At 69.3% G+C, this 18,773-nt stretch carries 16 protein-coding genes; 13 read left to right on the top strand and 3 right to left on the bottom strand.

The window, feature by feature from the left end; all coding sequences use genetic code 11:
* Positions 1-65 precede the first annotated feature (65 nt).
* Genes HPO96_RS39185 through HPO96_RS21060 form a run of 13 tightly spaced genes read left to right on the top strand, consistent with a single transcriptional unit; the run spans position 66 to position 16,598 of the window.
* Complete coding sequence (locus tag HPO96_RS39185) at positions 66-428, top strand: acyl carrier protein (RefSeq protein ID WP_202886279.1); 363 nt, start codon at positions 66-68, stop codon at positions 426-428.
* A 42-nt stretch (positions 429-470) separates the two neighbouring features.
* Complete coding sequence (locus HPO96_RS21115) at positions 471-1,805, top strand: aminotransferase class III-fold pyridoxal phosphate-dependent enzyme (protein ID WP_171675249.1); 1,335 nt, start codon at positions 471-473, stop codon at positions 1,803-1,805.
* Between the two features lie 14 nt (positions 1,806-1,819).
* The gene (locus HPO96_RS21110; RefSeq protein ID WP_202886254.1) at positions 1,820-2,227 is read left to right on the top strand and encodes a thioesterase family protein; all 408 of its coding nucleotides are present in this window, start codon (positions 1,820-1,822) and stop codon (positions 2,225-2,227) included.
* Positions 2,214-2,702: a 3-hydroxyacyl-ACP dehydratase FabZ family protein gene (locus HPO96_RS21105; RefSeq protein ID WP_202886253.1), complete on the top strand. Its 489-nt coding sequence runs from the start codon at positions 2,214-2,216 to the stop codon at positions 2,700-2,702. Before HPO96_RS21110 ends, HPO96_RS21105 begins: the two co-directional genes overlap by 14 nt.
* Entirely contained in the window at positions 2,699-3,802 is a 1,104-nt protein-coding gene (locus HPO96_RS21100; protein WP_171675247.1) for a beta-ketoacyl synthase N-terminal-like domain-containing protein, read from the top strand. The genes HPO96_RS21105 and HPO96_RS21100 overlap by 4 nt, the downstream gene beginning before the upstream one ends.
* Positions 3,799-4,212, top strand: coding sequence for a coronafacic acid synthetase component (locus HPO96_RS21095; RefSeq protein ID WP_171675246.1), 414 nt, complete (start codon positions 3,799-3,801; stop codon positions 4,210-4,212). The genes HPO96_RS21100 and HPO96_RS21095 overlap by 4 nt, the downstream gene beginning before the upstream one ends.
* On the top strand, positions 4,209-5,528 hold the full coding sequence (locus HPO96_RS21090) for a class I adenylate-forming enzyme family protein (RefSeq protein WP_171675245.1): 1,320 nt from the start codon (positions 4,209-4,211) through the stop codon (positions 5,526-5,528). The genes HPO96_RS21095 and HPO96_RS21090 overlap by 4 nt, the downstream gene beginning before the upstream one ends.
* Positions 5,525-7,012, top strand: coding sequence for an amino acid adenylation domain-containing protein (locus HPO96_RS21085; RefSeq protein WP_171675244.1), 1,488 nt, complete (start codon positions 5,525-5,527; stop codon positions 7,010-7,012). Before HPO96_RS21090 ends, HPO96_RS21085 begins: the two co-directional genes overlap by 4 nt.
* On the top strand, positions 7,009-8,625 hold the full coding sequence (locus tag HPO96_RS21080; RefSeq protein WP_171675243.1) for a condensation domain-containing protein: 1,617 nt from the start codon (positions 7,009-7,011) through the stop codon (positions 8,623-8,625). Before HPO96_RS21085 ends, HPO96_RS21080 begins: the two co-directional genes overlap by 4 nt.
* Complete coding sequence (locus tag HPO96_RS21075; protein ID WP_171675242.1) at positions 8,622-12,221, top strand: type I polyketide synthase; 3,600 nt, start codon at positions 8,622-8,624, stop codon at positions 12,219-12,221. The genes HPO96_RS21080 and HPO96_RS21075 overlap by 4 nt, the downstream gene beginning before the upstream one ends.
* Positions 12,136-13,911 carry an acyl-CoA dehydrogenase family protein gene (locus HPO96_RS21070; protein WP_171675241.1) on the top strand — a complete coding sequence of 592 codons (1,776 nt, stop codon included), beginning with the start codon at positions 12,136-12,138 and terminating at the stop codon, positions 13,909-13,911. Before HPO96_RS21075 ends, HPO96_RS21070 begins: the two co-directional genes overlap by 86 nt.
* Positions 13,901-15,322 (top strand): FAD-dependent oxidoreductase, encoded by a 1,422-nt coding sequence (locus HPO96_RS21065; RefSeq protein ID WP_171675240.1) that lies wholly within the window; start codon positions 13,901-13,903, stop codon positions 15,320-15,322. The genes HPO96_RS21070 and HPO96_RS21065 overlap by 11 nt, the downstream gene beginning before the upstream one ends.
* Before the next feature lie 19 nt (positions 15,323-15,341).
* Positions 15,342-16,598: an NAD(P)/FAD-dependent oxidoreductase gene (locus HPO96_RS21060; RefSeq protein ID WP_171675239.1), complete on the top strand. Its 1,257-nt coding sequence runs from the start codon at positions 15,342-15,344 to the stop codon at positions 16,596-16,598.
* Here HPO96_RS21060 and HPO96_RS21055 read toward each other — a convergent pair.
* Genes HPO96_RS21055 through HPO96_RS21045 form a run of 3 tightly spaced genes read right to left on the bottom strand, consistent with a single transcriptional unit; the run spans position 16,595 to position 18,732 of the window.
* Positions 16,595-17,032: a DUF6069 family protein gene (locus HPO96_RS21055; protein ID WP_171675238.1), complete on the bottom strand. Its 438-nt coding sequence runs from the start codon at positions 17,030-17,032 to the stop codon at positions 16,595-16,597. The genes HPO96_RS21060 and HPO96_RS21055 overlap by 4 nt on opposite strands.
* 9 nt (positions 17,033-17,041) lie before the next feature.
* Positions 17,042-17,836, bottom strand: a complete 795-nt coding sequence (locus HPO96_RS21050) for an SDR family NAD(P)-dependent oxidoreductase (RefSeq protein ID WP_171675237.1) — start codon at positions 17,834-17,836, stop codon at positions 17,042-17,044.
* Entirely contained in the window at positions 17,833-18,732 is a 900-nt protein-coding gene (locus HPO96_RS21045) for an oxidoreductase (RefSeq protein WP_171675236.1), read from the bottom strand. The genes HPO96_RS21050 and HPO96_RS21045 overlap by 4 nt, the downstream gene beginning before the upstream one ends.
* Positions 18,733-18,773 lie beyond the last annotated feature (41 nt).

Here is an 18,773-nt window from a genome sequence, read left to right as displayed (position 1 = left end):
GCCCGGATACTGAGATTTGACTTGTTTACAAGGAGAATCTCAGCAGCTACCGCAGAGTTGGCCAACTGCTCGACCGGTTAAGTTCACTTGCCATTGCGGCGGCTGTCGTCCGCGCTGGATCGAATGCTCGGCAGCATCCGGAGCATTCGATCCAGAGGAGAGCCATCATCGACAGCATCGAGTCAGCCATCCGGTCGATTCTCGTCACGGACCTGTTCGTCGAGACGCCGGCGGACCGGATCGGTCTGGACGACCGCCTGCGCGCCGAGCTCGGTCTGGACTCGCTCGGCTTCGTCGAGCTCCGCGTCCAGGCCGAGAACACGTTCGGCGTGACGATCTCCGACGACGACTTCAGCCCGGAGAATTTCACCAGTATCCGGACCGTTTCCACGCTGGTCCGCGACCTGCGGTCCCGCGCCCAAGCCTGACACCCGATCCCCACCGTCCGCCCGCGGAGAGGAAGCTCACGCATGTCTGTCACCTGGTTCGACCGGGAAGCGCAGTTCGACCACTACGGCGGTTCCCGGCTCCCGTTCGGGTGCACCGGAGCCGGCGGCCTCGTCCAGCAGTTCGTCGAACTCGAGTCCGGCCGTGCGTTCGACGTCCTCGATGCCAGTGGCGGTTACGGATCCGCATGTCTCGGCGCGGGCTCGCCGGTGATCGCGCGGGCGCTGGCGGACGGCGTCCGCAGCGCCGGATATGTGACGGACGAGGTCGCGTCCCAGGAGCGTTCGGCGCTACTACAGCGGCTCTTCGCGCCAGGCGGGTTGTTCGTCGACCGGTTCCCCGCCGCCGAGTACGCCGTCAGCGGGCGCAACTCGGGGTCGGAGGGGATGGAGCTCGCGCTGCGGATCGCGCTGGAGTCACGGTTCGACGGCCGGCGGCTGCGGCCGGTCGCCGGGGCTGAGAGCCGCGATCTCGTCCTCGCCTTCGAAGGTGCGTGGCACGGGTGGTCCGGTGGTTTGGTGCCGCTGCTGAACCGGCGGCACTACCGAATCGGCTTACCTGCGGTCGCTGCTGAGCCGTTCGGGCTGACGGTCGAGCACATCCCGTTCGGCGAGGCGGAGGCGGCGCGCGAGTGGTTCGTCCAGAACGGCGAGCGCGTTCTGGCAGTTGTCGTCGAGCCGGTTCAGGGCGACGCCGGCATCCTCGTTCCGCCGGAGGGCTACCTGCGCGAGCTGGCCGGGCTGGCTGCCGACAGTGGGGCGCTACTGATCGCGGACGAGGTGCTGACCTTCGCCAAGACCGGCCAGTGGTTCGCGATGACCGATGAGCAGGGCTCGATCCCGACCGATGTCACCGTGATCGGTAAGAGCCTCGGCATGGGTGCGCTGTCGACGTCGATGGTGATCGCGCGGCGTGGGCTGGAGATCCGGGCGACCGGCGCGGTTGCGACGTCCGATCTGCGGCCGCTGACCTGCACGGTGATCCGGGCCGGGCTGAACCATCTGGTCAGTGAGGACCTGCTCCAGCGCTCGGCCGCGAATGGTGTGGAGCTGGGTGAGCTGCTGGACAAGCAGTTGGTGACGGCGTTCCCGGAGATCTTCACCGAGGCCCGTGGCGCCGGTTTCCTGCGCGGCCTCGAGTTGACCGAGCAGGCTGCGGACCGACGCGGCGAACTGCGCGAGTGCATGATCCGGGCCGGTGTGTACGTCGAGCTGATGTCCGGCGCCGGACGGCGTACCCGCGGTCTCCGCTACCTGTATCCGACGATGCGCGTCGCACCGCCGCTGATCGCGACCCGCGCCGACCTGGAGACGATCGTGGATCGCCTGGTCGCAGGCGCGACGGCGTTCGCCTCGTGACCACCTTCCGGCCCGTGCTCCGCCAGGTGGAGCACGTGGATACGGATGCGTCCGGCGTCGTCCACTTCGCCCGCTACGCCTCGCTGATCGAGACTGCGCTGCTGGACAACCTGGAGCGCCTCGGCACCGGTCTCGACACGCTGGCCGCCGCCGGCGCCGAGCTGGTCGTCAGTGAGCTGCGGCTGCGCTACCTGGCCTCTGCGCGCTACCCCGACGAGCTGAGCCTAGAGGCGTCGGTCGACCACGTCGGTGCGGCCCGGGCGCGCATCGCCGGCACTGTACGCCGATCTGCGGACGGAGCCGAGCTGGCCACCGGGACGCTCGTCCTCGGTCTCGTCGATCGGGCCGACGGCTCCCCGCGCACGCTGACCCCCGAACTGCTCAACGTACTGACGGAGGCCGGAACTCATGCAGCCCACTGAGACCTCAACCGCGACCCGCACGATGGGGTTCACCGAGATCAAGAGCTGGCTGCGGCACCGGCACCCGATGCTCTACCTGGACCGCGTCCTCGACTACGAACCCGGTGAGCGGATCGTGGCGAGTCTCGCGGTGTCGGCGCAGATGGATGTGATCGCGGGCCACTTCCCCGAGCGCGCGATCTTTCCGGCCAGCCATCTCAACCAGGCGTTCGCGCAGGCCGGCATCATCCTGTTCCAGCTCAGCACGTCGAAGCTGCGGGAGGACGAGCTGACGCTGGTCGGCGCGATGAACTCGCGCTTCCTGAAGATCGTCGTCCCCGGCGACCACGTGGTGATCACCGTGACCGCGGACCGGTTCGTCGGCGACACCTTCTTCTTCTCCGGGCGCGCCACGGTCGAGGACACGACGGTCGCGGCGTTCCGGGCCAACCTGGTCCGGCGGAACGTCGCCGACATGGGACAGCAGTGGTGGTGACCAGCCGAGTGCTGGTCACCGGTATGGCGTGGGACACCGCGCTCGGCGCCGGCTTGGACGACGTCTGGTCGGCACTGCTGTCCGGCGCTTCAGGCATCCGTCCAGTCCCCAGCGCGCACAAGGTGCGCAACGAGTTGGCTGCGGTGGTGCCAGACCTGCCGGAGGACTACCGGGAACGGCAGCAGGCGTTGGGCCTGCGTGCACTGCGTTCTGCGGTTGCTGATGCCGGTCTGGAGCTGAGCGATCCACGTCTGCAACTGGTGGTCGGCACGAGCTACGGGCCGGACCTGGACGCGCCAGACTCACTAGCTCGGTGGGGCGACGAACTGGGAGCCGCGGCCGGCGTACCCACGGTGACTGTCAGCACGGCGTGTTCAGCCGGTTCGGACGCCGTGCTGGTTGGCGCGGCGCTGATTGCGGACGGTGTGACGGACATCTGCGTGGTCGGCGGGGTCGACATCCTGACTCCGGCGAAACGGCTCGGCCACAGCCTGCTGGGGACGATGTCACCAACCACCCTGCGCGCTTTCGACACTGCGCGGGACGGCATGCTGCTGGGCGAGGGCGCCGCGTTTCTGGTGCTGGAGTCGGCAGAGTCGGCGGCCCATCGCTGGGCTCGGGTGTACGGCGCAGTGTCCGGTGCCGGGTCGGCCAACGACGCGCACGGCGCCACGGCACCGGATCCGTCTGGTGACACGGTAGTCCGGGCGATGGAGACCGCACTACGGTCGGCCGGGCGCGACGCCAGTGAGGTGGCGGTCCTGAACGCGCATGGCTCTGGGACGCCGGTCAACGACGATGTGGAATCGCTGAGCTTCCGGCGGATGTTCAAACCCGCTCCGGATGGGCCGGTGGTCTTTGCCACCAAAGGCGCCTTCGGACACACGTTGGGTGCGACGGGCGCGATGGAAGCCATGGCAGTGCTGTTGGCGCTGCGGGATCAGTGTGTCCCCGCGGTGCCGGGGTTGACCGAGCCGCTGCCGGACTTCCCGCTACGACTGCCCGTCCACGAGCCGTTGGCCTTCAGCGGAGCTGTCGGTCTCAGCGTCACGTTGGGCTTCGGTGGCTTCAACACCTGCCTGGTCTTGGAAGCCCCATGACGAGCACCCGGCGAATTCCGTCCATGTACGTCGACCAGGTCGCGTGGCTGGTCCTGGAGTCGATCGAGCGGGTCATCACCGAGCCCCTGCCGGAGGACACCGGCGTTCTGGTGCTCAGCACGCACGCGACTCGGGACACGATGGAGCAGTTGGCCGGTATGGCGCAGAACGGCCAGATCTCCCCGCTGCGCTTCGCCGGGGCCAATCCGGGTGCGATTGCCGGCCTGCCGTGCCTGCGGCTTGGACTCCGCGGCCCGAGTCTGCTCCTGACCAGCGATCCGGAGCGCAGCCTGCCGGTGGCCCAAGTGGTTGCCCGCTCCTGGTTGCGGTCGGGCGCGGCGAGCCGGGTCGTGCTGAGTGTGCACCGCGGCGACGAGGTGCGCACCGAAGTGTTCGGGGCGAGTGGATGAACGTCCAGCAGTTCCTCACGTTTCTGGACCGCACTGTCGATGCCGACCCATCGACTGTGGACCCAGCACAGATCTTCGCCGCAGTGGCAGCTCTCGACCTCGAGCCCGGTGCGCCGGTGCTGATCGCACTGCCGAACGGCCGCACCATGCTGTCGACCTTCTTCGCCGTTCTCGTTGCCGGTGCCGTGCCCGTCCCGCTCGCGCCGGCTTCAACGGCCTTCCGCATCACCAGCGTCGCCGAGCGGCTCGGTGCGTCCATGCTGATCGCTCCGCGAATCGACCCGAGTCGGTACGGTGCCAGCGAGACGTTCGCACTGCCCGGCGCGGAGGCGGTGCGTTTCGCCGGCGTTCAGCAGCGGTACGAGTCCGGCGACGTCATCCTGATGACCTCTGGCACAGCTGGCGTAGGCACCGGTTGTCTGCACAGCTTCGACGCGCTGCTGCGCAACGCGACCCGGCACGCGGATGCGATCGGTCAGCGCTCGACCGACACCGTGTTGCTCTGCCTGCCGCTGCACTACTCGTATGCCCTGGTGGCACAGGCCTTCGCCGCCTTGGTGCGTGGCTCGCAGCTCATCATCTCCGGACCGCCTTTCACCGCACGTGCGTACGCCGAGGAGGTGGCGGCTCACGACGTCACGGTGTCGTCGCTGACGCCCAGCGCAGCGACTCGGCTGTCGGAGGTCCCGTCGACGCTCCGCGTACTCACGGTCGGCGGCGACACGCTGGACCCGGCACACCTCAAGACGTTGCTGGGCGCCGATCGGGAGCTCTATCTGACTTACGGGCTCACCGAAGCCGGGCCGCGGGTCAGCACGCTCGCCGTGCACGCCGAGCCCGAGCACCGGTGGACGTCGGTCGGTCGGCCGCTCCCCGACGTACAGACCAGTCTGGTCAACGACGAACTGCATGTCGCTTCGGACACCGTGCTACGGCGGCGGCTCCCGGATGGCGCGCCGAGCCCGCTGACGGCCGCTGGCGCGGTCGCGACCGGGGACCGATTCGAGATCGATGCCGACGGCTACCACTTCTTTCGCGGCCGGCTGACTGACTCCGTCGTGGTCGGCGGCGAGAAAGTCTGGCTGCCGTCCGTACGGCGGATCGCGACGGCCGTGCCCGGCGTACAGCACTGCCGAACCACCGTCTACCGCGACGACCGTGACCAACTCCGATACGACCTGGAGGTCTCAGTGGATGACCCAGGCCCGCAGCAGGCCGCAGAGATCCAGCGTGCGCTGAACCGGATGCTGTTGCGCAGCGAACGCCCGCACCGGATCACCTTGCGGGCAGCTGCCGAAGAGGGGTGGCACAAATGACCAACGTCGTGCCAGAGCTTGAAGCGGTGCTGGAACAGGTCGCACTGCGCCCGGACGACGCCGCTGTGGCGTTCCAGGGTGAGGTCATCAGTTACCAGGAGCTGTGGGACCGGTCTGGTCGAGTTGCGGACCACGTGCGCGAGCTGGGCGCCACCAGGGCTGGGGTTCACCTGGAGCGGTCGATCGATCTGGTGGTCGCGGTGGTCGGGCTGCTGCGCGCGGACTGTGCCGCCGTACCGCTGGATGTCGGCTATCCGGTTGAGCGACTGCGCTTCATGTGCGCGGACGCGGGGGTGCGGACAGTCGTCGGGCACGCCGATCCGCTGGCCCGGCTGGGCGGTTACATCGCGGTTCAACAGGGCGGTGCGCTGGTTTACGCAGTGGACGAGTCGGTGCCGGTCCAGCCGGCCGAGGCCGAGCTCGCGTACGTCGTCTACACATCGGGCTCGACCGGTCGGCCGAAGGGCGTCCGGTACGCGCATCGCAATCTCGCCAACCTGATCGCGTGGCAGAGCGAGGCGTCGAGCTGCGGCGTGGGCGACCGGACGCTGCAGTTCGCGCCGTCGTCGTTCGACATCATCTACCAAGAGGTGCTCACCACCCTTGGCGAAGGCGGCACCGTCGTCTGCTGCACCGAAGACGAGCGGCTCGACCCGCAGGAGCTGTGGGACCTGATCGAGCGCGAGCAGGTCAATCGGATCTTCGTGCCGTTCGTGATGATCCAGTCACTGGCGCTGTTCGCGGACGACGTGAGTCCCGCGACGCACCCGTTGCGGGAGATCCTGACCGCGGGTGAGCAGGTGCAGGCCGGTGAGCGGATCCGCGCGATGTTCACCCGGCTGCCCGCCTGCCGGTTGGTCAACCAGTGGGGGACCACCGAGACCCATGTCTCCACGTCGTACGAGCTGCCCGCCGACGTGTCGACCTGGGAGGACCTGCCCTCGATCGGTATGCCGATCCGCGACACCCGCATCCTGGTGTGCGACGAGGACGGCCGCCCGGTGCCGGACGGTGAAGTGGGTGAGTTGTGGGTCGCCGGCACTGCAGTAGGGCCTGGGTACCTCGGCCTGCCGGAGCGGACGGCGCAGAGCTATGTGCCCGATCCGCAGCGACCGGACGAACCGGCGTACCGGACTGGCGACCTGGGCCGGGTCCGGCCGGACGGCCTGCTGGAGTTTCTGGGCCGCCAGGACACTCAGGTGAAGGTGCGCGGGTTCCGGATCGAGCTGGGCGAGATCGAGACCGTACTGAACTCCGACCCGGCGGTGGCCCAAGCAGTCGTGTCAGTGGCCGGTAGTGCGGCCGAGGAGCGCTATCTGCGTGCGCATGTCGTCCCGAAGGCTGCTGGTGACGACAAGCTGCCGGCAGCTCTGTTGGCGACGCTGCGCGAGCGGCTGCCCGCCTACATGGTGCCGACCGGGATAGAACTCGTCCCCGCCCTCCCACTGACCGCCAGCGGCAAGATAGATCGGCTCGCGTTATGACACTCACGCCGTTCCAACGTGCCCTGTACGTCGTGGAGCAGCTCCGCCCCGGCACCGGAATGAACAACGTCCCGGTGGCGGCCCGGTTCCAAGGCCCACTGGACGTTGCGCGTCTACGGGCTGCGATCAGCCAGATCGTCGCGCGGCACGCAGCGCTGCGTACGACGTTCCCCGGACCAGAGCAGGTCGTCGGCGTCGGCCGGGTCGATCTGCCGACCACCCAGGTCGACAGCGAGCACGCCGCGAACGAGTTGGTCCGCAGCTGGGCCGGTGAGCCGTTCGATCTGACCAACGGCCCGCTGCTGCGGACACGGCTGCTCCGGCTGGCCCCTGACGACCACATCCTCGTTGTCGTCATGCATCAGCTCATCACGGACGGACCGTCGCTGCAGGTCTTCTTCGACGAGCTGGCGGACGGCTATGCCGGGTTGGGCGAACGACCGGAGCCTGCCGGCTGGGCACCTGACCAGACCGTCGCCGACGACGACCTGAAGTGGTGGCAAGAGCACCTGCAGGGCGTACCGACCGTACTGCGGTTGCCGACCGACCAGCCGCGGCCGCGGGTCGCGACGTCAGCAGGTGCCAATCACGTGCACGTCGTCCCGGCCAAGGTGATGGCCCCGGTGCTGCGGCGCGCCCAGGAGCTTCGGGTGACCCCGCTCGTGCTGATGCTGACGGCGTACGCCGCTCTGCTCGCGCGGATGGCCGGTCAGGAGCAGGTGCTGGTCGGCGTCCCCGTCAGCCGACGGGATCGCGTCGAACTCGAATCGGCGATCGGGCTGTTCGTCAACACGCTGCCGGTGCTGGTCGACACGACCGGCGCCCCCGGCTTCGGAGACCTCTGCCGCCGCGTCCAGAGCGAGCTGCTAGACATCCTCGAGTACGCCGATGTCCCGTTCGACCGGATCGTCGCGGAGGTGGCGCCAGAGCGCCACCTGAGCCATGCGCCGCTCGTACAGACGTACTTCTCGTTCGAGTCCGCGCCGATCGTGACGCCGCGGCTCGCTGGTACGACCGCGACCGCGATCGAGTGCCCGCAGGACGACGCCAAGGTCGACCTCGACCTGACGATCTTTCGCGCCGAACCGGACAGCGACGACTTCCGGCTCACCTTCACCTATCGCACCGACCTGTTCGCGGCCGGCACGATCGCCGCCCTGGCCGGACAGCTGGAGCAGTTGCTCGCGTCTGCGGCCGCTGACCCGACGTTCCGGCTGCCAGCGGTCCGCAATCGCGACACGACCGCTGCGGCACCACCTGTCGTCGAAGCGGCCGCAGCGCCTGCACAGCCAGAGATCGAGCGCGAGCTGGTCCGCATCTGGCAGGACGTGCTCGGGCGGACCGAGGTCGGCCTGCAGGACAACTTCTTCGACCTCGGCGGGACGTCGTTCACCTTGCTGGCCACACAGTCCCGGCTGCGCGCGCTGACCGGTACGGCGCCACCACTGGTCGCCCTGCTCGAGTATCCGACGGTGGCTGCGCTGGCTGGCTACCTGGGCGGTGCCGCTGGCACAGCGCCGGCTGAGCAGCCGACTGAACGGTTGCTGGCCGGACGTGATCGCCTGCGGCAGCGTCGGCGGACGGCGCGTGCTGACAACGCGGAGCCGACATGAGCGACGACGCCCTGGCGATTGTCGGCATGGCCGGTCGGTTCCCCGGTGCAAGTGACGTCCAGGAATTCTGGGCGAACTTGTTGTCCGACAGCGACCAGATCACCCGCGGGCCGGCTGATGCCATCGGACGGGTGCACGGCCACGGAGTGGTCCCGGAGGCCGATGGTTTCGATGCGGCCTTCTTCGGGTTCTCTCCGCGAGAGGCGACCATCCTCGATCCACAGCACCGGGTCTTCCTCGAGTGCGCGTGGAGTGCGCTGGAGAACGCCGGGTACGACCCGTTCGCCTACACCGGCGCGATCGGCGTCTACGGCGGCTGCGGGTTCACCGACCACCCGACCGCCCTTCAGACCCACCGCCACCGCTTCCCGGGTGCAACGAGCTGGGAGCTGCGCAACGGCTACGGCTCCGACTTCCTGACCGGGCGAGTGGCCTACAAACTGGGCCTCCGCGGACCTGCGGTCTCGGTACAGACCGCCTGCTCCACATCGTTGGTTGCTGTGCATCTGGCCGGACAAGCGTTGCTGGCCGGTGACTGCGATATCGCACTGGCCGGTGGCGTCACGATCCACGTTCCAGAGCCGCAGGCGGCCGATGGCGATGAGGACGTGCTGTCAGTCGATGGCCGCTGCCGCTCGTTTGACGCCAACGCCAACGGCACAGTCGCAGGGGATGCGGCGGGCATCGTCGTACTGCGGCGGCTGGAGGACGCACTCGCGGACGGCGACCGGGTACTGGCCGTCGTTCGCGGCTCCGCGGTCAACAACGACGGCTCCGGCAAAGTCGGCTTCTTCGCGCCCAGCGTGACCGGCCAGACCGAGGCGATCCGCACTGCGCACCTGATCGCCGGAGTCGACCCCCGCACGATCGAGTACGTCGAAGCGCACGGCACCGGCACCGAAGTCGGCGACCCGATCGAGGTCCGCGCCCTGGCGAAAGCCTTCGGCACAACAGAAAAGGGCTTCTGTCGGCTGAGCTCGGTCAAGGCGTCAGTGGGCCATACCGACGCGGCCGCGGGTGTGACCGGTCTGATCACGGTCGTCCTGGCGCTGCAGCACGGCGTCATCCCGGGCACCCAGCACTTCCGGCAGCCGCATCCGGACCTGATGCTCGACGACACCCCGTTCACGATCAGCGCCGAGCCGTTGGCCTGGCCGGAGCGAGACACGCCTCGCCGGGCCGCGGTGAACTCCCTAGGACTCGGTGGCACGAACGCCCACGTCATCGTCGAAGAGGCCCCACGCCAGGCCGGCTCCACCCCGGACCACCGGCCACAGCTGTTCCCCCTCTCAGCCCGCTCCCCAGCGGCGTTGGCAGCAGCAACTCAACGCCTACAGGACGCACTGCCCAACACACAGCTCGCTGATGTCGCGTGGACCCTGCAGACCGGTCGCAGAGCCTTCGCCGAGCGGACAGCGATCGTGGGAACCGACGAGCCGATCACCGGCCGCGCCGAGGACGGCCGGGGCGTCGCCTTCCTCTTCCCGGGCCAGGGCGGCCAGTACGTCGGCATGGGCGCCGACCTCTACCGGGACGAACCAGTGTTCCGCCGCGCGATCGACTCGGCGGCGGACTGGGCCAGCGACGATCTGGGACTCGACCTCCGCGCCGTGCTGTACCCGAAAGCTGAGGCCTGGGCGCAAGAGCAGCTGAACACGATGCGCGTCTGCCAGCCGGTGCTGTTCGCTGTGCAGCACGCACTGTCCGAGCTGTGGCAAGCGCGCGGAGTAGTACCAGCCGCTGTGCTTGGGCACAGTCTCGGCGCCTATGCGGCAGCAACCACTGCAGGTGTTCTGGCACCGGAAGACGCCATGCGCCTAGTGCTGACCAGAGGCCGACTTCTCGACGAGCTACCGGCCGGATCGATGCTCGCAGTCCCGCTGGAGCCCGCAGCCGTCGAGCCGTTCCTCACCGGGCAGCTAGCGCTGGCGGCAGTGAACAGCCCGGACCAGTGCGTGGTCACCGGCCCAGCTGACGAGGTAGAGCAGTTGCAGAAGCTCCTGCAAGCGGACGACGTCGACGTCCGACCCCTGCGGATCGCCGCGGCCGCGCATTCGACCTTCGTGGACGCAGTCCTCCCGCAGTACGCCGCAGTCGTCGAGTCCGTGCCGCGAAAGCCGCCGACGATCCCGTGGATCTCGGACCGTACCGGTCTCCTGACCACGGCGGCCGACGTCCAAGAAGTCGGCTCGTGGACAGCGCACCTGCGGCACACTGTGCGGTTCGCGGACGCCTTGTCGACATTGTTCGCCCAAGGCAGCCAGGCGTTGCTGGAGCTGGGTCCTGGTCACACCCTCAGCACGCTGGCGCGCCGACACCCCGACTGTGACCCGGGCCGGCCGATCGCCCAGAGTCTGGCGGCGGCCGGCGTACCGGATCGCGACGGCGGTGCGCTGAGCATGCTGTGCGGCGCCGGCCGGCTGTGGGTCTCCGGCGTGCGCATCGACTGGTCCGCCCTGCATACCGATCGAGCGCGCCGCCGAGTCGAGCTGCCGACGTACCCCTTCCAACGCACGCGATTCCGCCTCGACGAGGAGTTCCAGCCGGTCGAGGCGGAGCCGGCCGCTGCGCCCGCCACGCCGCTCACAGCAACCGAGCAGCTGCTGGCCAACGCCTTTGCGGACGCCCTCGGACTGCGGACTGTCAGCACAGCAGACAACTTCTTCGACCTCGGTGGCGACTCGTTGATCGCGTCCCGCATCCTCGCGGCGGTGCGTGGGCAGCTGGGCGGTGAGCTGACGCCGAAGTCCTTCTTCCAAGCACCCACAGTCGGCCAGCTGGCCGCACTGGCCGACGCACCGCGTGCGGCCGTCGTACCGGTGGCTGGCAAACAGTGGCTACTGCGGCGCCGGAAACGACCCACAGCGCCGCTTCGGCTGTACTGCTTCGCACACAGCGGTGGCTCACCAGGTGAGTTCCTGGCATGGTCCGACCGGTTGACCGACGTCGAGCTGTGGGCAGTTCAGCTGCCCGGCCGAGGCAGCCGGATGACGGAAACGCCGTACACCTCGATGGACGAGCTGGTGACGGACTTCGTCGCGGCTGTCGACTTCGAGCCGCCGTTCGTGTTCTTCGGCCACAGTCTCGGCGCACTGATCGCCTACGAGGTCGCCCGCCGGTTGCGGGACAGCGGCCGAGCAGGGCCCGAAGCGCTCGTTCTGTCCGCGGCCCGCGCTCCGCATGTGGATCGACTGAGCGACGGCGTCCACGAGCTGGAGAACGCTGAGCTGGTAGCGGCGATCGAAGCGCGGTACGGACGACTCCCGGGGGACCTCCGGGCCAACTCCGAGATGCTCGACCTAATGCTGCCCGTGCTGCGTGCCGACCTCGCTCTGATCGCCAACTATCGCGCACCGGACGCAGCACCGCTGGCCTGCCCAGTCACGGCATTCGGCGGTCTCGACGACACCGAAGCGACCGAAGCGCTGGACGAGTGGCAGGCGTACACCACTGGGCCGTTCGAGACGCAGATCTATGCCGGTGATCACTTCTACTTCCGGGAGCAGACCGATGACTTCCTCCGACACCTCGCCGAGCGTCTTGGCCGAGCTGTACGCCGGACGGGTGCGCACGGACCTGCTGACGCCCTTCCCTGAGCAGGACTCTGACGACGTCCAAGCCGGTACGAACGCCGTCGCACTGCTGGAAGGTCTCCTGGCCGACCACCTCGACCCGGAGACGGTCGAGTCGACCGGGGAGCTGCCGGACGGACTACTGGAGAAGCTCCAAGGCGCAGGCCTGCTGCGGCTGATGGTCGAGCCCGCGCTGGGCGGTCTCGGTCTGTCCTGGCTGAACGCATGCCGCGTCGTCGAGGCGGCCGCTTTGCGCTCGGTGGCAGTCGCTTTCGTGCTGTCCATCCAGAACGGGTTCGGCTCCGCGACCTACTTGCCCGCGCTCAGCGATGGGCCGTTGCGCGAGCTGATCGCGGAGAAGGTCGCTACCGGCATCGTCTCGGCGGCCGCCGACGCCGAGCCCGCGGGCGCCGCGAACGAGAGCCGGCAGACGGTCGCCGTACCGGTCGAGGACGGCGCCGCCTACCTGCTGACCGGCGAGAAGCTGTTCATCGGCAACGGCGCGGTCGCCGACTTCCTCGATGTCTCGGCAACCGTCGCGGGCACCGTGCGGTTGTTCTTCGTGGACACGAGCAGCCCGGGTTTCGAAGTGGTGGCTCGGCACGAGTTCATGGGTTTGCGTGGTGCGCCGTTCGGCAGGCTGCGGCTGACCGATGTCCGGGTGCCGGCTGAGCAGCTGATGTCGGCCGACCAGGACTGGCGGATGCGGCCGGACGTCGCCGTCCGCGGCATGGACGTCGAGCGGGACCTGGGCCTCCGGGCCGCCCTCGGCCGGCATCTGGTGATCGGGCCGCCGTCGCTGGCGATCGCGCGGCTGGCGCTGGAGTGGGCGCGCGAGTTCGTCGGCCGCCGGGTGATCGACGGGCGTCCGCTCGGCGAGTACGAGGAGATCCAGCGGTCGGTCGGTGAGATCGCCGCGGAGATCCACACGATCGAGACCGTTCAGCAGTGGTGCCTGCTCGGCCTCGCGCGGGCGAACACCGAACCCGAGCTGGCGGCGGCCAAGAACATCACCTCACGCGCGGCCGGGCGCGCGATCGACCGCGCCATGGCGATTCTCGGCGGCGAAGGATACGAAACCGCACGCAGCAAGGCCGCTCGCGGCGTCCCGGCGCATCCCGTCGAGCGCTACCTCCGTGACGCCCGCGCACTGCGCGTCGCGGGTGGCGTCGACACGATGATGGATCGTTGGTCGTTCCAGGCGAACCACCGCCCGTCCGTCCCAGCCGCACCCGGTGACTCCTATCTGGCGGTCCAGGCGCACCGGTTCGCAACGACCTGCCAGAGCCTGGCGGAACCGACGCAACGCCAATCGGCGCTGCTCGGCCGGCTGGGCGGCGAGCTGCTCACCCTGACCCTGCTGACAGCGCGGACCGGCTTCCCAGCCGCCGAGGAGCAATCCCGGCGTCGGCTGGAGCTGCTCTGGACCGCCGTCGACGACGAGCTGGAGCCCGGCGCGAGCCCGGCCACTCAACTCGGGAAGCAGTTGCTCGACCCGACCGAAGCGATCGTCACCGCGCTGTGGATCGAGGCGTTCGGGACCGCGGACGGCGACTTCTTCTCGCTCGGCGGCCATTCGATGGTCGCGGTCCGGCTGGCCGCGAGGCTGCGGGAACGACTGGGCGTCCGGGTGCCGGTGCGCGTGATTCTGGAGAAGCCGACGGTGGCGGAGCTGGTTCGTCATCTGAGCGAAGGAGACCACCGTGAGTCATGAGGTTGTTGTCGTAGGCAACGGATCGCTCGGCCTGTCGCTCGGGCTGGTGCTGGCCCGGCGCGGCGTCCGGGTCGCGGTGCTCGGGCAGCCGCATCGACCGGCCGCCGCGTCGGCCGCCGCCGGCGCGATGATCGGCACGTTCGGCGAGGTGACCACCACGCTGCTGGGCAGCGACTACGGACGAACCAAACTCGACTGGGCCTACCAGGCATCGAAGCTGTGGCCCGACTGGCTGGAGTCGATCTCGCCCGACACGGACGGCAGTGAGCTGCTGACCGCCGACGGCACGGTCGTCATGCTGAACTCCGTCGGCCTGCCGGAGATCGACACCGAGAACTACAAGGCGATCCGGCGTGCGCTCGGCGAGTACGACGAGAAGTTCGAGGATGTCGATCCGGACGACATCGAGTGGCTCGACCCCGAGCCGACGGCCCGCCCGTTGCAGGCGATGTTCCTGCCGAACGAGCACGCGGTGAACGCGCACGAGCTGCTGATCCGCCTCGACCAGGCGTTCGCAGCGGCGGGCGGCGTGCAGATCCCGCAGCAGGCGGTTGGCGTCACTCGGGACGGCGACCGGGTCACTGGCGTGACTCTGGCCGACGGTACGGCGCTCGCGGCCGAGCAGGTCGTCCTGGCCGCCGGTGCCGCGACCCAGGCCGTTCTGGACACGCTGCCCGACCAGGCTGCCGTCATCCCGCGGCTGATCAGCGGGTACGGCGTATCGGCGCTGGTTGACACCGTTGACGGCCAGAACGCGCGCAGCGTGATCCGGACGCCGAACCGGGCGTTCGCGTGCGGGCTGCACGTCGTACCGCGCGGCCCGGGCCAGGTCTACGTCGGAGCGACGAACGTCATCTCGCCCGAGCCGCGAACCAAGGCGCTCGTCTCTGACGTGCTCTTCCTGATGGACTGCGGTGTCCGACAGGTCCGCCGGAATCTGGCCCGCAGCCCGTTCCGCAAGCTGCAGGTCGGAAACCGACCGGTCGCACTGGACGGAATGCCACTGCTGGGCCAGACCGGCGTTGCCGGACTCTGGATGATGACTGGTACCTACCGGGACGGTCTGACGCTTTCACCCTTGCTGGCCAGGGAAATGGCCGCACTGCTCGTTGGAGAACCGTCCGCGGTCGACCTTGAGCTGTTCGCGCCGGTTCGGCGTCCGATCCAGCCGTTCCAGCGGGCCGACATCGTGAACACGACGGTCACGCACATGATGGCGACCGGCTACGAGACCAACTGGACGCTGCCGGCCGAGCTGCCGCTCACGATCGAGCACTACCTGCGGCTGGCGTACACGCGGATCGCCGACGAGTTCGACCCGGAATTCACACCGCCGCCCGAACTGCTGGCCGCGTCCCGCATCCACTTGCCCATTGCCCAGTCGCTGCGCGACTACTACTCGGCCGTCTGACGGCGGAGGAGGAACACTCATGACGTACGACGTTCTGGTCGTCGGCAACGACGCGTTCGGGTTGTCCCTCGGCCTGGCGCTGGCCCGCCGCGGCACTCAGGTCGCAGTGGTCGGCGCTCGGCGTCCGGAGCCCGCTGTCGGGCTCGTGGAGACCTTCGGTGGCCTCAGCGACGCGCATGAGCCAACCAAAGTGGCGTGGAGCCACAAGTCGGCGCAGCTGTGGCCGGAGTGGCTCAACTCGCTGGACAGCGACGTACAGACCGCAGACGGCAGTTTGGTCATTCTCAACACAATGGGGCTGCCTGACGTCGACTCTGCGAACTTCGCCGCCGTCCGCGCGGCGTTGGAACAGTACGGCGAGCCGTTCGAGGTAGTCGACCCAGCGGAGTTCGACTGGCTCGACCCCGAGCCGACCGCCCGTCCGTTGCAGGCGCTCTATCTGCCCAACGAGTTCGCGGTGGACACGGCAGAACTGATGGCCGGTCTCGAACGCGCTTTCCAGGCGGCCGGTGGTGTACTGATCGTCGAGGACATCGTCCAGGTCGGCGATGGGGTCGAGCTGCACGACGGTACGTCGCTGACCGCCGGAGCCGTCGTTCTGGTCAACACAGCGGCGCCTGCGGCCGCTGAGACCCTGCAACTGGTCGACAGTGCAGAGGTCTCCGTCGTGGTCGACACCGAAGGCGATGCGATCCCGCCGTACCTGGTCCGGACGCCGCGCCGCGCGTTTGCCGCCGCGACGTACGCCGCCCCGCTGCGCGTCGGTCAGCTCCAACTCGGGGGCACCGAGGTCGTGGCGTCCGAGCCGGTCGGTGCTGCGCCGGTGGGCGACGTACTGCACGTCTTGAACGCCGCCGCCCGCCAGCTCCGCCGCGATCTGGGCGAGAGCAGCGTGCAGGAGATTCAGCTAACCAACCGGCCGGTTGCCATCGACGGTCTCCCGCTCATCGGCGAAACCGCGCTCCCCGGGGTCTGGCTGCTTAACAGCTCCGACCTCTCACTCGCTCCGCTCCTCGCCGACGAACTCGCCACCGCGCTCCGCGGCGAGGAGCCCACCCTCGACCTGACGCCGTTCGGCCCGAGCCGCGCCCCGATCAGCGCCCTGACCCGAGCCGGCGCGGTGGCGGCCACCGTCACCCAGCTGCTCGCCGGCGGCTACGAGTCGAACTGGACGACGCCGGTCGAGTGGCCGGCTCTCCTCGAAGCCACCCTCGTCACCGAGCTGCACCGCAACCCGCCGGAGGTCACCACTGCCCTGCAGGCCCGGCTGCGCTAGCCTCGCGGCAGCGGCAGCACCCGCGCGCAGACGGCCACGACCACAGCGCCGATCACAACGTGCATCACCATCAGGGCGATCACGGCGCCCCAGCTGGTCCCGGGGAACGAGTTGTTGAAGCCGACGACGAAGTCCGGGATCCAGCTGATGGCGACGACTGCCGGGACCAGCGTGCGCAGCACCTGCCGGGGCTTCGCGGATCGAGCGCGGACCACCGCCCAGCCCCCGAAGCCGGCCAGCACGCCGACGATCGTCCACATGGCGTACGCCGACAACTGGAGCGGCTGGAAGTCGGCGGAGGCGCCGGCGGCCAGGGCGATCGCGGCGACGGCGGCGTTCAGGGCGATGGAAACGGCCGCGGCGCCAACGATGCCGAGGGCAATGATCCCGGCCGAGCTGCGGGCGGGGCGGACGGTTGCGGACTGGCTGGACATCGGATCCTCCTACTGGCTGACGGTTGACTGGGCGGCGGCGGCCATCGTCCGGCCGGAGATCCGCCGGGACATCGAGGCCGGCAGACTGTTGAGGACCCGGGCGGCCAGGCCGGGCGTCACCTCGACGTCCCCGGCTTTGAGCGCCTTCAAGGCGGTGCTGACGGCGTTGCTCACCGTCGTCCCACCGGTCTCGGGCAGCGCGCGGCGACTCTGCAGTTCGGTCCGCGTCGGACCGGGGGTGAGCACGGTCAGGTTGAGGCCGCGCTCGGCGAACTCGGCGTGCAGACCGCGGGCAAGGGTGTTGGTGTAAGCCTTGGCGGCGGCATGTGCGGCCGCCCACGGGATCCCGCTCTCCGCGCCCGCGGCGCCGACGAGCAAGACGCCGCCTGCACCGCGCTCGGCCAGCCGCTGCCCGAAATGATGGGTCAGCACCAGATGGCTGCCGGCATTGAGCTGCCAGGAGTCGAACGCGTACTGCAGCTCACGGCCCAGGAACTCGCCAGGGACCAGGTCGCCGGCGTTCGAGACAAGCAGCCCGACGTCGAGGTCGGCGGTCGCCTCGATCAAGTGGTGCGGCCCGTTCGGCTGGGACATGTCGGCGACCACGGCCCGGTGCCGGACGTCGTACTGCTGCTCGAGTTCGGCGCCGAGCTCGGCCAGCGGCGCCGCGCGACGGGCACTGATGACGACGTTCAGCCCGCCGGCGGCCAGTTGCCGCGCGAACTCGCGCCCGATCCCGGCCGATGCCCCGGTCACCACGGCCCACGGCCCGAACTTTGCCGTCGGCAACTCCACGTGCGTCATTGGCTTGCTCCTCTCACGGACAGATACCGGACTCCGGTCAGCTCCTCGGCGGCCGCCCAGAGGCGCTGGCCGACACTCGGATCGCTTGCCTGCGGGGCAAGCCGCGCCCGACCGACCGGGCCGCGCAGTTCGCCCGGCCCGGACGGGCCGTAGAAGTCGCCGCCCCGCACACTCGGATCAGTTGCCGCATGCAACTGTGGCAGTACGCCGCGCTCCACCGGCTGGCCCGCGAGCAGCGCGACCCGCGAAACCAGCCGCCCGGCCCGGCCGTGCTGCTCCAGGGCGCGCGGCGTCAGTTTCGTCCGCGTCATCCCCGGGTGTGCGAGCACGCTGATCATCGGCGACCCGGCCGCCCGCAATCGTCGGTCCAGCTCCACCCCGAAGACGGTCGCGGCCAGTTTCGAGCGCGCGTACGAGACATTCGCCCGGTAGCCGCGTTCGAACATCAGATCAGCGAAATCGAGGTGCGCGCCGCGATGGGTCGCCGAGCTGACGTTCACCACCCGCCCGGACCGGAAGCTCCCCAACAGCAACCCGGTCAGCGCGAACTGACCCAGGGCGTTGGTCGCGAACTGCAGCTCGAACCCGTCCGCCGACGTCCGCCGCGGCCCGAGCAACATCACTCCGGCGTTGTTGACCAGCAGATCCAGCTTCGGGTGGTCATCGATCAGCTCCGCGGTGAACGCGCGGACCGACGCCATCGACGCGAGGTCCAGCTCCCGAACCTCGACCGTCCCGCCGATCCCACGCACCGCCTCCAGCCCGGCCGGAACATTGCGCACGGCAACGACCACTCGGGCGCCCCGCTCCGCCAGCCCGCGCACCGTCGCCAGCCCGAGCCCCGAGTTCCCACCCGTGACCACGGCCACCTGACCCGTCAGCTCCACGTTCTCCATACTTCGAAGCTAGGCCCGCGGCAGCCCGCCTCGATCGCACC

This window comes from Kribbella sandramycini (assembly GCF_013131805.1).
GTDB lineage: Bacteria > Actinomycetota > Actinomycetes > Propionibacteriales > Kribbellaceae > Kribbella > Kribbella sandramycini.
Note: the sequence above shows the minus strand (reverse complement) of the source record. Positions and strands in the feature narration are given on the sequence as shown.

What these genes read in the sequence shown, in the direction of transcription:
- HPO96_RS21095 (WP_171675246.1), top strand. Translation starts at nt 3,799, where the DNA reads ATGACGAGCACCCGGCGAATTCCGTCCATGTACGTCGACCAGGTCGCG.
- HPO96_RS21060 (WP_171675239.1), top strand. Translation starts at nt 15,342, where the DNA reads ATGACGTACGACGTTCTGGTCGTCGGCAACGACGCGTTCGGGTTGTCC.
- HPO96_RS21080 (WP_171675243.1), top strand. Translation starts at nt 7,009, where the DNA reads ATGACACTCACGCCGTTCCAACGTGCCCTGTACGTCGTGGAGCAGCTC.
- HPO96_RS21090 (WP_171675245.1), top strand. Translation starts at nt 4,209, where the DNA reads ATGAACGTCCAGCAGTTCCTCACGTTTCTGGACCGCACTGTCGATGCC.
- HPO96_RS21070 (WP_171675241.1), top strand. Translation starts at nt 12,136, where the DNA reads ATGACTTCCTCCGACACCTCGCCGAGCGTCTTGGCCGAGCTGTACGCC.
- HPO96_RS21075 (WP_171675242.1), top strand. Translation starts at nt 8,622, where the DNA reads ATGAGCGACGACGCCCTGGCGATTGTCGGCATGGCCGGTCGGTTCCCC.
- HPO96_RS21105 (WP_202886253.1), top strand. Translation starts at nt 2,214, where the DNA reads ATGCAGCCCACTGAGACCTCAACCGCGACCCGCACGATGGGGTTCACC.
- HPO96_RS21115 (WP_171675249.1), top strand. Translation starts at nt 471, where the DNA reads ATGTCTGTCACCTGGTTCGACCGGGAAGCGCAGTTCGACCACTACGGC.
- HPO96_RS21045 (WP_171675236.1), bottom strand. Translation starts at nt 18,732, where the DNA reads ATGGAGAACGTGGAGCTGACGGGTCAGGTGGCCGTGGTCACGGGTGGG.
- HPO96_RS21055 (WP_171675238.1), bottom strand. Translation starts at nt 17,032, where the DNA reads ATGTCCAGCCAGTCCGCAACCGTCCGCCCCGCCCGCAGCTCGGCCGGG.
- HPO96_RS21050 (WP_171675237.1), bottom strand. Translation starts at nt 17,836, where the DNA reads ATGACGCACGTGGAGTTGCCGACGGCAAAGTTCGGGCCGTGGGCCGTG.
- HPO96_RS21085 (WP_171675244.1), top strand. Translation starts at nt 5,525, where the DNA reads ATGACCAACGTCGTGCCAGAGCTTGAAGCGGTGCTGGAACAGGTCGCA.